The organism is Paenarthrobacter sp. CAP02, assembly GCF_040137855.1.
Taxonomy (GTDB): Bacteria; Actinomycetota; Actinomycetes; order Actinomycetales; family Micrococcaceae; genus Arthrobacter.
Genome location: NZ_JBEEII010000009.1, coordinates 173,977 through 185,927, shown reverse-complemented (window position 1 = coordinate 185,927; position 11,951 = coordinate 173,977). Strand labels below are relative to the sequence as shown.

The window sequence follows — 11,951 nt, the reverse complement described above, 5'->3', positions numbered from 1 at the left end:
GTCAGCCAGCCACCTTCTGGAGGTCGCGGAGCCCCGGGATCGCCTGGTGTGCGGGGTGAACGGGTGCGAAGCGGACTGGTTGGCCGGTCCGTGAAGATTCGTACACGGCGAGGAGAATGCGGAGGGACTTCAACGCGTCCTTACCGGTGATGGCCGGTTCGGTACCAGCCTCGAGTGCTTGGACGAAGTCCTGGACCTGGAGTTTATGGAATGGGATCAGCTGGCCGTTGATGGCGGAGAGATCGACGTTCGGCTCCACGCCTTCCGGGTGGACAGGTTCGACGACGATCCGCTCGCCCACCGCCCACAGGTCCAACCGTCCGTCGCTGCCTTCCGGGAACTCCGTCAGGGAAGCCGAGGCACCTGTTTCGCCGGTGATTCGGAGCTGGATCCCCAGGTTTGGCGATACGGCAGTGGAGGCCTCCAGGGTGGCCATGGCACCGGAGGTGAAGGTGATCACCGCCGTCGCGGAATCCTCTACCTCTATGTAGTCACCGTGGCGGTAGGTGTTGACCTTCCCGTAGACCTCGGCCACGTCGCCCAGGTACCACTGGAGGAGGTCGATCTGGTGGACAGCCTGGGACATGAGGACCCCACCGCCATCGCTGTCCCAGGTACCACGCCAGGCGTCACGGTTGTAATAGTCCGGCGCCCGGTGAAGCATCACTGAGCACTGCGCCATGATGGCTTTGCCCAACGTGCCGTCGTCGATGGCTGCACGGATCTTCTGCGACGCCGGCCAGAATCGGCGCTGGAACAGGACACCCAGTTGGACTCCTGCTTCCTCGCAGGCTGCGACCATGCGCTCGGCGGGCTCCAGTCTGGTTGCGATGGGCTTCTCACAGAGGACGTTGACGCCAGCGGCCGCGGCCTTCAGGACCACTTCCTCGTGCGTGGGGTGCGGCGTGCAGACGGAGATGATGTCCACATCCAGCGCCAGGAGCTCATCCACGCTGGTGAGCGCGTTGGGGATGTCCCAGGCTCTCGCTGTTGCCGCGGCGCGGTCCGCATCCACGTCGCAGACGCCCACCACCCGGACGTTGTCCAGGGCCTTGAAAGCCTCCAGGTGATTGCGGGAAATGGCGCCGCAACCCGCGATTCCAACGCGGAAGGTGCGGGTTGCCAGTGCTGGGGAAGTCATGGGGTATCCAACTTTCGGAACTGGGGTTGCTTGGTGGTTGTGGCACGTCGCGGGGACGGCGTGGTGCCGGGCAGGCGCGGCGCCCGGGGCGTAAGCCGCAGGCGCTCCGCCGGGCCGGAAGCCGGCTGGCGCCGGCGGCGGGTGCCGGGCGGCTGGAAGATGCCGCCCGGCGTCGTGGTTTGTTCGTTAGTTGCGTGCCGCGCGCGGTTTGCCGAGATCCTCAAGCGGGACGTTGTAGGTCTCGCGCGCCGTCATGATGGCGATGGCAGAGGCCGCCAGGCAAAGGATGGTGAAGCCCGCCACGGGCATCCAACCGTTCGGCCCGGGCTGGGCCAGCAGCGTAGCGATAGCGGGTGCGAATCCGGCCAGGATGAGGCCGATCTGGCTGCCGATCGCCATGCCGGAGTAGCGGACAGCGGCGGGGAACATCTCGGGGAAGAAGACCGTCCACACGCCGTTCCAGCAGGAATAGAAGACTGTCATGTTGAGGAAGCCGAACAGGAAGACCAAGGCAATGTTCTGCTCGCTGATGGCCCAGAAGTAGCCCACCGTGGTCAGTGCGCAGCCGAGGGCACCCACCAGCAGGACCTTCTTCCGGCCAACGCGGTCGGAGATCATGGCTGAGATGGGGATGGTGACCATCGAAAGGCCGATCGTCACAGCGTTCACCGTGAGCATGAGCGTGCGGTCGATGCCCACGGCCGGTCCGGTTGCGTATGCCAGGGCGTAGACGGTGAAAGTGGTCTGCATGACGGAGAACAGCATCACCACGCCGACTCGCAGAACGTCGCGCCATTGGGTCTTGAGGACCGCGACGGCGGGGATGGACTTGGGCTTGCTGTTCTCCACGATTTCTTCGAAGACGGGCGGCTCGTCCAAGCGCGTCCGGATCCAGTAGGCGACTGCCAGCACCACAACCGAGAGCCAGAACGGTACCCGCCAACCCCAGCTGAGAAGCTGGTCTTCGGGGAGCGCTGCGAGCGGGATGAAGACGATGGTGGACAACACCATTCCCGAGGCGTAGCCGGTCATGACGAAGCTGGTGAAGAAAGCCCTGCGGCCCTCCGGTGAGTGCTCCATGGTCAGGGTGGAGGCACCTGCGGACTCGGCACCGGCGGAGAAGCCCTGGGCAAGGCGGCCCACCAGCAACAGCGCTGTTGCCCAGTAGCCGATCTGCCCGTACGTGGGCAGGAACCCGATACCGATCGAGGCGAGGCCCATGATCACCAGCGTGACCATCAGCGCCTGCTTGCGTCCGATCTTGTCGCCGTAGTGGCTCATCACGAGCCCGCCCAGCGGCCGGGCAAGGTAGCCCACGCCGAACGTCGCCATGGCTCCGAGCAAGGCAACCACGGGGTCGCCTCCCGGGAAGAAGATCTTGGGGAAGATCAGCGCTGCGGCCGTGCCGTAGATGAAGAAGTCGTAGTACTCCAGGGTGGATCCCAGGAAGGAGGCAAGTGCCGCTTTCTTGGGCATTTTGACGTGTTCAACCGGCGCTGTTCCAAGCAGTGCTTCCGGTTCGTTTACATCCGAGGGCGAGTGCTGCTGCACGTGTCCCATACTGTCTCCTCATTGAGTGCCGCGGGAAGTGGCACCGCCATGGTGCCTTGCCCGGCAAAGAATTGGATGAGGTCCGGATCGCCGACTGCCGCTTTGTTGTGCAGCCCATCATGTTGCCGTTGATAACGACTCCGGATGTGTGCTCCAGATCACTGACGATTGTTCCTCTGGGATCGACTGTAGGACCCAGGTCACACCGCGTGGACGAACTTCCCGTTGAACGGGATACCCCCTGTGGATACTGCCTGTTGCTACGCAGAACCAGCCTGCGACAACCACGGCCGGGAGCCGTAGGGCCGGCGCTCAGCGCCCATGGTCCGGGACAGGCCGCGGCCTGCGGCCACAAGGACCGGCAGGATCAGGCCCGCGTCTTCGTCAACGGAAGGCACGACGACGGATATGGCACCTATGACTGCCTGGCCCTGGCCGAACACGGGCACCGAGTACGCAGTATTTTCAGCCACCAGCACACCCACCAAACGGGCATAACCGCGCTCGCGGATCAGGGCGAGGTTGCTCCTGAGGCGGGCAGGATCTGTCTCCGTGGCGGGGGTAGTCTTCTCCAACTTCCCGGCGATGAACCGATCCTGGACCCAGCCGGGCATGTGCGCCATCATGGCCATTCCTGAGGACGTGGTGTGGATGTCCAAGCGCCCGGCGACCTCGGCCAGGTTCATCACCGTCCCGTGCCGGTCCAGCCGTTCGAGGTAGAGGACGCTGTTGGACTCGATATCCGGGATGGATAAGGACACGTGTTCCCGGACGGCCGCATGGACACCTTCCAGGAACGGCAGGCCACGACGCCGGAACTCCTCCAGGGGATTGCTGCGGGATGCCAGCTCCCACATCTTCATGCCGACGCCGAATTCGCCGGCTTCATTGCGTTCAAGGAGGCCGTTGGATGCCAAGTCCATGGCCAAGCGATGAACCGTACTGCTGGACATCCCGGTAATCCGGACGAGTTCCTTCAGGGGAAGCCACGGCTGGCCCTTGGAGAACGCATCCATGATCTTCACAACGCGCTCAATGACGGACTCCCCCGACGCCGAGTTAGCCATGGTGCCTCCGTTGAACCGTCCGGCTGCTTTCACCCGGAACCAGAACCCAATATAGCCTTGCACTGGATCCGTAAAACGTGGGAGGCACTGTGGAACTGCGGCAAATTGAGGCCTTCCTGGCTGTGGCCGAGGAGCTGCATTTCGGCCGGGCTGCTGAGAGGCTCCGCATGGCACAATCACCGCTGAGCCAGACCATCAAGAAACTCGAAAAAGGCCTGGGCGCACCACTTTTTGAGCGGAACACCAGGTCCGTTACGCTGACCACTGCGGGTCACTCACTGCTCCCGCATGCCCGCAGGATCCTTGAAGAAGTAGATCTGGCGCAGAGGGCCGTAAATGCGGGCAACGGAACCGTTTACGGCAAGCTGGACATCGGCTTCTCCGGTGCCCTGAACCACACCACGCTGCCCCCGCTGACCCGCGCCTTGCGCCAGGAGTATCCCCAACTCGATGTGACGCTGCACGGTGGATTGCTGACCCAGGAAGCTCTCCAGCAACTGGGTAACGGGGCGTTGGACCTTGCATTCATCGGCCTTCCCGTGGACGCCCCGTCCTTGGCCACCCGCCGCATTGCCACTGAGCGTTTGGGCGCCACCTTGCCCACGGATCACCCGCTGGCAGCCCGCTCCTCAGTGGGCCTGACGGACCTCGCCGGGGACCCCTTCATCACCATGCCCGCTGCACAGGGGTCCACCTTGCGGGAGGTGACCTTCGCTGCCTGCGCAGCCGCGGGCTTCCGGCCAAGGATCAGCCAGGAGGTTGCCGATCCCTACACGGCGCTTTCCCTGGTGGCCAGTGGGGTGGGGATCAGCCTCATGCCGGAATCGATCGAGGGGATCATGCCAACCGGCACCGTGTTCCTGCCCCTCGACGGCGACGATGTGCTGCTGTTCTCCGGTCTGGCATGGAACCCGGGCGGTCTGTCTCCGGCTCTCCGCGCCGCCCTTCAAGTAGCCGAGGAAGTACTTCCCACTCCGGCGGGCTAAGGCCCCACTATGTAGAATTTTCACATAGTTCTTGACCAACTAAGTATTGGACAAGGCCTAATACGTTGCCCAGCATTGAGGGAGCCCCATCAACTCAATGAAGAGGACACCCTCATGGCCACCTTTGCTGTCACCTACACCTACTCAGACGCCACGTCCGCTGGCCGGGACACTGTCCGGCCTGCCCACGTGGAGTTCCTCAAAGCCCAGTTCGAAAACGGTCGGCTCCTCAAGAGCGGGCCCTTCGGACCGGACGAAGCTCCGGGCGCCCTCCTGATCATTGCCGGTGAATCCAAGGACGACGTCGAATCCCTCATGAACCGGGATCCATTCCACGAAGCCGGCCTCATTGAAGAGCGCACCGTGAGGCAGTGGAACATCTTCTTCGGCGCCGACGCCGTACAGCCGGCGCAGCCCGCGCAGCCCGCGCAGCCGGTGCAGCCAGCGCAACCCGCCGCGCAGCCCGCCGGCCGGAACTGAGGTTTCCCCATGCTGTCAGCCATCACCGTCACCCGGGAAACCATCGAATTCCGGGAATCCGCCGAGCCTTCACTGAAACCCGGCCATGCACTGGTGCGAGTCCACAACGTCACCCTCTGCGGCACCGATCTCCACATCTGGGAGGACGACTACCCCACGGAGTTGCCGCTGATCCAGGGCCACGAGTTCTCCGGGGTTGTGGAGGCGGTTGCCCCTGGGAACAGCGAAGGCATCGCTGTGGGGGATCGCGTTGCCGTGAACCCCATCATTTCCTGCGGCCAGTGCCGCCCGTGCCTGAGCGGCCGGTACAACGTCTGCCGGAACGTCGGTTGCCTGGGCTGTTACTCAGATGGAGCGCTCACTGAACTGATCAGCGTCCCGCTGGGCAAACTCCACCCTGTTCCCGACGAACTGCCTTTGGACATCGCAGCCATGGGCGAACCTGCTTCCATCGCCATGCAAGCGGTGAACCGGGGCAGGCCCGAGACCGGGGAGACGGCGCTGGTGCTCGGAAGCGGGCCTATCGGTTTGCTGGCCACGCTCTACCTGACGGAATTGGGCGTCAAGGTGATCTGTGCCGATACCGAGCAGCACCGCTTGGACCTCGCTATCGACTTCGGGGCTGCAGACACCCTCCTGGTGACTCCAGGAATCGAGTTCCCGGACGCACATCAGACTCAGCGCCTGAACGCACTAACCGACGGTTACGGGCCACAACTGGTCATGGAGGCAACGGGCGTGCCCTCATCACTGGAAAACGCGATCAGGCTTGTTGCCAGCGCCGGGAGGATCGTCCAAGTGGGTATTTCGCCCCGGCAGGCCAACGTTTCCATGAAGGACATCCCCTACAAGGAACTGGACATCATGGGCAGCCGCATGAGCCTGAACCTCATTCCCGACGGTCTGGCATTGTTGTCACGCCATCCTGAACAAGCCCGGGCGCTCATGACGCACCGCTTCGCCTTCTCTGATCTCCAGCAGGCATTCCAGCTCATGCAGGGACGCACGGAAAAGATCGGCAAGATCCTCATCGGGATGCCTGCGGCTGGTGTCGCATGAGTACCCCTGTCCTCACCGAAACCAGCCAGCTCAACCCAAGTTACGACGTCGTGATTATGGGCAGTGGCGCGGCAGGGCTGGTCGCCGCCGTCCGCGCGGCCGACGCCGGACTAAGCGTCCTGGTTGTTGAAAAGGCTTCGCTCTTGGGCGGCACGACGGCGGCAGGCGGCGGCGTGATGTGGGCGCCGAACAATCACCTCGCGAAGGCGGCCGGGTACCAGGACAGCCATGCCGACGGCGTTGCTTACCTCTCAGAGGCTGCCGGCCACGTGATGACGGCTGGGGAAGTCGACTGGTACGTGTCCACTGCCCCGCGGGCCGTGGAATTCCTGAACAGGAACACCAGGGTGTCCATGGTTCCCATAGCCCGCCCCGATTACCACATGGAGTGGAAAGGTGCCGCGAACGGCGGCAGGGGGTTGGACAATAACGCGTTCGACCCCCAGGAGTACCCGGGCTTGGCGGAGCTGATCCGGCCGTCGTCGTACTTTCCGTTGCTCACCATGACCGAGCGGGACGAACTCAACGGACGCGCAGCCGACCCTTCGCTGCTCGCGCACCGTGCCGCCGCGGGCATCCGGACCATGGGCGGGGCGCTGGTGGGAAGTCTGGTTGCGAGCGCCTTGGACAGTGGTGTGCACTTCGTGGTGTCGAGCCCTGTGGAGGAGTTGTCGCGTGACGAGTCCGGGTGGCTGGTGACCCTTGGCGGTACCGCCGCCGGGGTGTCGGTGGCCGCGACCGCCGTCGTGCTTGCTTCCGGCGGCTTCGAATGGAACCCGCGGCTCCGTTCCGCTTTCCTTCCGTATCCCGTGACGCCGATCAGTGCCCCATCCAATGAGGGCGACGGCCTGCAGCTGGGACTGAAGGCGGGGGCGGCTGTGGAGGACATGTCGGCTGTCTGGGGCGTCCCGGTTATTTCGACGGCGGCCCATCAGTACGACGGCCGGCGTTCGGGCCGCATGGGGAACGTGGAAATGACGCTTCCGGGTTCCATCACTGTGAACAGCGACGGGAAGCGCTTCGTGAACGAGGCGTTGAATTATCACGATGCCAGCCGGGTGTTCGCGTCCATCAATCCGCACACGGGCAGGCAGCAAAACAATCCCGCGTGGTTGGTGTTCGATGCGGACTATCTCGCCAAGTACCCGGTGGCGGGGTCTGTGCCTGGCGAACCTGCCGAGTGGATGGTGTCCGCGCCGAGCCTGGAGCTGCTGGCCAAGGAGGTGGGCATCAATTCGGCCGGTCTGGAGTCGACGGTTTCGCGGTTCAACGCTGACGCGGCCGTGGGCGTGGACACGGAATTTGGGCGGGGAGCGACACCGCAGGACCGTTTCCTGGGCGACGCCGGCAACACGCCCAACCCTTGCTTGGCGCCCCTGGTCACTGCCCCGTTCTACGCCGTGCCCATCCACGCCGGTGTGCTGGGTACCTCGGGCGGGCTGGCCACAGACTTCAACGGGCGTGTGCTGGACCATCGGCAGCAAGCCATTCCGGGGTTCTACGCTGCGGGCAACGTCTCGGCCGGTGTCTTCCGGAACAACTATCCGGGCGGTGGGGCAACCCTGGGCTCCGCGATCACGCGGGCCTTCGCGGTTGGGGAAGATCTCGCGGCCCGGCTCGCGTAGCCGCACCTTGGGGGGACACAAACGCTCGACGGCGACTACCGCCGTCGGGCGTTTGCGCTGCCAGGCCCGCTCTACACCCAACACGCACGCCAAACCCTGCACAATGGGCCTCACAACACACCCACCCCACGATGCGAGGCCCGCTCTGCGCGGCAACCCATGGCCCAAGCACGCAGAGCGGGCCCCACAACACACCACCCCACCATGCGAGGCCCGCTCTGCGCGGCAACCCATGGCCCAAGCCCGCAAAGCAGGCCCCACAACGCACCCACCCACATTGCGAGGCCCACTCTGCGCGGCAACCCATGGCCCAAGCACGCAGAGCGGGCCTCACAACGGGGGGTGCTAGCGGGCGTAGAGCTCCGTGAAGTTTCTCAGGACACGCATGGGCTCCGTCACCGATGAGCTCCGGGCCGTTTCGATGAGTTCGTCCGCGGTGTGGGGCGGGAAGTAACCGGAGTTCTTGTAGATGTTGATGCGGGTGATGAGGCCGTCGGCGTCGAGCTCGGGGTGGAATTGGGTGGCGTAAAGGTTGTTCTTGATCCGGAACATGTGCACAGGGCACGCGGCCGAGCTCGCCAACAAAACCGCGTGGGCAGGCAGTTTGCTGCACGCTTCCTTATGCCCGACAAACGCGTCGAACGTATGGGGGACGCCGTTAAGCATGGGGTCGTGCTCGCCCTCAGCTGTCAGCTTGATCTCCGTTGGCCCCACGGGTTCGCCGAATCGGCGGTCGATGACGGCGCCCTGGTGCACTCCCAAGGTGCCAACGCCGTAGCAGGCTCCCAGGAACGGGAAGTCCTCGGCCACGATCCGGTCCAGGAGCGCCGCGAGTTCCGCCTCTACCCGGATCTGGATTGAGCTCTTCTCCTCGACAGGATCGCTGGACGTATAGGGGCTGCCACCGACGATCACTCCGGAGAAATCGGAAAGTTCAAGGGGCGGCAACGGCTCGGATTCCAACCGCAAACGGACCAGTTCTTCAGGTTCCAGGCCGCAGTACCGGAGGTAGGCCTGATACTCGTCATCGGCTGCGGCATCTTCGGCGCGGGTGGCCAGCAGGAGGAAGGGCTTCACAAGGATAGTCTGCGCGCGGAATGGCTGGCGGACAAAGTGTGTTGCGGGTAAGGGGGTGACTAACAGTGACTCCCTCGCGCCGGTGTCGCCGCATATCGTTGGCTTGACCCCCCTTTGAACAGCACGCCCCATCCCCGAGGAGCAATTTTTGAAGCAGGACCCTGTGGCCGTCCAACCGCAATCGCCCAAGATGCCGGCAGCAGAACGGCAGCAGCCCAAGAAGATCCCGTGGGGCGGACTCCTTGTTCTGGCGGCAGCGGGCTTCACGGCGGTGACCACCGAACTCCTGCCGTCGGGCTTGCTCCCCCAAATCAGCCGGGACCTCGGCGTTGACGAATCCGCCGTGGGCTCCCTGACAGCGGTGTATGCGGCCATCATCGTCTTCACGGCCTTGCCTCTTTCACGGTTCCTTGCCGGAAGGGTTCCCCGGAAGACCCTGCTGATCGCCACTGTGCTGGCCTTCGCCCTGAGCAATGTGCTCTTGGCGTTGAGCCCCGCCCTGGGGTGGGCGATCGGGGCCAGGCTCCTTGGCGGCATCGCGCACGGCATGCTGTGGTCCAGCATGGCTCCCTACGTGGCGCGCATCGTCCCGGCGCACTCCGTAGGTAAATCCATGGCTGTGGTCTTCAGCGGCAACAGCATCGCACTGGCAGTCGGCGCTCCCATTGGCACGCTCATGGGCTCGCTCATGACGTGGCGTACTTCCTTCCTGGTCCTGGCCGGAGTGGGCGTGCTTCTGGCAGTGCTGGCTTTCTGGCTTCTCCCGGGCGCCCATGACCACGCCAGCCAGAAAACCCCGTCCCTCCGGGCAGCCATGAAACTGCCCGGCGTCGTGGCCATCGCCATCGCCTGGCCCCTCCTGCTGCTGGCCCACTTCACACTTTTCACATATGTTGCCCCGTTCCTCCTCGCCTCCGGGCTCCCGGAATCCGCCACCAGCCTCTCCCTTTCCGTGGTGGGAGTTGCCAGCCTGGTGGGTATCTGGATTGCCGGCATGACCGCGGACAACCACCCGCGGCGCTCGGTGATTGCCGCCGTCGGACTCCTGACGCTGGCGTTCGCCCTGCTCCCCGCGCTGGGCGGCACCTGGGTGGGTGCATTCGCGCTGATGACGCTTTGGGGCATCGCGTTCGGCGCAGTGGGTATCTACAACCAGGCGGCGATCCTGCGTGCGGGTGGAGAGCACAAGGATGCTGCCAACGGCCTCACCGTAGTGACCATCCAACTGGGTATCGCCGTCGGAGCGGTCTACGGGGCCTTCGCCCTCACCACTGTGGGCGCGCAACTGGTCCCACTTGCCGCGGCGATTCCCACTGCCATTGCGCTGGTGATCATTATTGCCAGCCGTCGCGGCGGCTACCCGGCCGGGCCCCGGGAGAAGCGCCGTTAACATTGCCGAAACATGCCAGTGACGTGATCTTCACGAATGAAGGATTTCTGTAACTTTCCCGCAACTTAGCTCTTCTGAGTCGGAAACATAGCTCACCGAATATTGATCGGGGGGTAGGTGTGGGCCGTGCAACAACGGCCCCGTTTCGGACAAGCTTGAAGGGAACGCAGGTGGAGATCTCTGCGCAACACGTCTGGCTGATGTTGTCATCGGCAATGGTGCTTTTCATGACCCCCGGCCTCGGCCTTTTCTACGGCGGCATGACCCGCGCCAAGGCCGCCCTGAACATGATCATGATGAGCTTCATCTCCGCCGGTATCGTGGGCGTGGTGTGGGTCCTCTGGGGCTACTCGATGACCACCGGCGACGGCATCCTTGGCTTGTTCGGCAATCCCTTCGCACACTTCGGCCTGCAGGACCTGATGGGATCCCCCGACCTCATCAAGGCCACCTTTGCAGCAACCTTCGCCATCATCACTGTGGCCCTCATCAGCGGTGCAATCGCTGACCGGACCAAGTTCGGCGCCTGGGCCTTGTTCGTACCCATCTGGGTCACCGTGGTCTATTGCCCACTGGCGTACATGGTGTGGGGCGGTGGCCTGATGAGCGCCGGCGGTGCCCTCACTCAGATCTTCGGCCAGGTCATCGACTTCGCCGGTGGTGCCGTGGTTGAGGTCAGTTCCGGAACAGCCGCTTTCGTCCTCGCATTGATCGTGGGAAAGCGTCACGGCTTCGCCAAAGACCCCAACCACCGCCCACACAACGTGCCGTTCATCATGATCGGCGCAGCCATCCTGTGGTTCGGCTGGTTCGGTTTCAACGGCGGCGCTGCCACTACCGCCGCGCAGGCCGGGCTCATCTGGGTCAATACCCTGGTGGCACCGGCGGCGGCCATGCTCAGCTGGCTCGTCGTCGAGAAGGTCCGCCACAGACACCCCACTTCGCTGGGTGCGGCATCAGGCGTGGTGGCGGGCTTGGTGGCCATCACCCCGTCCTGCGCCAACATCACCCCGCTCGCCGCATTGGGCCTGGGCCTGGTGGCCGGCGCCGCCTGCGCTGTGTTCGTGGACCTGAAGTACAAGTTCGGTTTCGACGATTCCCTCGACGTCGTGGGCGTCCACTTCGGCGCCGGCGTGATCGGCACGCTCTCCCTGGGCTTCATCGCCTTCCCGCAGGACGGCGTCGCGGGCGGCCTACTCTACGGCGGCGGTCCCCAACAACTCATTGCCCAGACCATGGCCGTGCTGATCACCATCGCACTCTCCGGCGTGGGCACCCTGGTCATCGGCCGGGCCATCCACAAGACCATCGGCTTCCGGGTTCCCCTGGAGCACGAAGTCACCGGAGTGGACCTCACCCAGCACGCCGAATCGGCCTACGAATTCGGGCTCACCGCCCACGGCCACTTCCGCCAGCAGCAGGCACACCTTTCCGCGCTGATCGGCCGGAAGCCCGCAGCCCCGAGGTCCGAACAGGCCAAGGAAGACAGCTTCGCCTGACGGCACCACATTCAAAAGCAGCAGCCGACGGCGGAACCCGGGTTCCGCCGTCGGCTGCTGTTTGCGTCGTTAGGGT

General features: G+C 64.3%; 10 protein-coding genes. 6 read left to right on the top strand and 4 right to left on the bottom strand.

What is annotated here, in order from left to right; genetic code table 11:
• Position 1: 1 nt before the first annotated feature.
• The 3 genes from ABHM97_RS16540 to ABHM97_RS16530 all read right to left on the bottom strand — a co-directional run bounded on the left by ABHM97_RS16540 (position 2) and on the right by ABHM97_RS16530 (position 3,759).
• Complete coding sequence (locus ABHM97_RS16540) at positions 2–1,141, bottom strand: Gfo/Idh/MocA family protein (RefSeq protein WP_349471534.1); 1,140 nt, start codon at positions 1,139–1,141, stop codon at positions 2–4.
• Between the two features lie 186 nt (positions 1,142–1,327).
• Positions 1,328–2,701: an MFS transporter gene (locus ABHM97_RS16535; RefSeq protein WP_349471533.1), complete on the bottom strand. Its 1,374-nt coding sequence runs from the start codon at positions 2,699–2,701 to the stop codon at positions 1,328–1,330.
• 251 nt (positions 2,702–2,952) lie between these two features.
• Positions 2,953–3,759, bottom strand: a complete 807-nt coding sequence (locus tag ABHM97_RS16530) for an IclR family transcriptional regulator (protein WP_349471532.1) — start codon at positions 3,757–3,759, stop codon at positions 2,953–2,955.
• 89 nt (positions 3,760–3,848) lie between these two features.
• On the opposite strand from ABHM97_RS16530, the gene ABHM97_RS16525 reads away from it, so the two are divergent.
• From ABHM97_RS16525 to ABHM97_RS16510, 4 genes are all read left to right on the top strand, one after another.
• The gene (locus ABHM97_RS16525; protein ID WP_349471531.1) at positions 3,849–4,745 is read left to right on the top strand and encodes a LysR family transcriptional regulator; all 897 of its coding nucleotides are present in this window, start codon (positions 3,849–3,851) and stop codon (positions 4,743–4,745) included.
• A 114-nt stretch (positions 4,746–4,859) separates the two neighbouring features.
• Positions 4,860–5,225 carry a YciI family protein gene (locus ABHM97_RS16520; protein WP_349471530.1) on the top strand — a complete coding sequence of 122 codons (366 nt, stop codon included), beginning with the start codon at positions 4,860–4,862 and terminating at the stop codon, positions 5,223–5,225.
• A gap of 9 nt (positions 5,226–5,234) precedes the next feature.
• Positions 5,235–6,284: an alcohol dehydrogenase catalytic domain-containing protein gene (locus tag ABHM97_RS16515; RefSeq protein WP_349471529.1), complete on the top strand. Its 1,050-nt coding sequence runs from the start codon at positions 5,235–5,237 to the stop codon at positions 6,282–6,284.
• Positions 6,281–7,909 carry an FAD-dependent oxidoreductase gene (locus tag ABHM97_RS16510; protein ID WP_349471528.1) on the top strand — a complete coding sequence of 543 codons (1,629 nt, stop codon included), beginning with the start codon at positions 6,281–6,283 and terminating at the stop codon, positions 7,907–7,909. The genes ABHM97_RS16515 and ABHM97_RS16510 overlap by 4 nt, the downstream gene beginning before the upstream one ends.
• Before the next feature lie 345 nt (positions 7,910–8,254).
• Here ABHM97_RS16510 and ABHM97_RS16505 read toward each other — a convergent pair whose 3' ends face one another.
• Positions 8,255–8,986 (bottom strand): glutamine amidotransferase, encoded by a 732-nt coding sequence (locus ABHM97_RS16505; RefSeq protein WP_349471527.1) that lies wholly within the window; start codon positions 8,984–8,986, stop codon positions 8,255–8,257.
• Between the two features lie 190 nt (positions 8,987–9,176).
• Between ABHM97_RS16505 and ABHM97_RS16500 the strand changes: the two genes are divergently transcribed.
• Both ABHM97_RS16500 and ABHM97_RS16495 read left to right on the top strand, forming a co-directional pair.
• Positions 9,177–10,376: an MFS transporter gene (locus tag ABHM97_RS16500; protein WP_349471559.1), complete on the top strand. Its 1,200-nt coding sequence runs from the start codon at positions 9,177–9,179 to the stop codon at positions 10,374–10,376.
• Positions 10,377–10,546: 170 nt separating this feature from the next.
• Positions 10,547–11,875, top strand: coding sequence for an ammonium transporter (locus ABHM97_RS16495; protein WP_349471526.1), 1,329 nt, complete (start codon positions 10,547–10,549; stop codon positions 11,873–11,875).
• Positions 11,876–11,951: the final 76 nt, after the last annotated feature.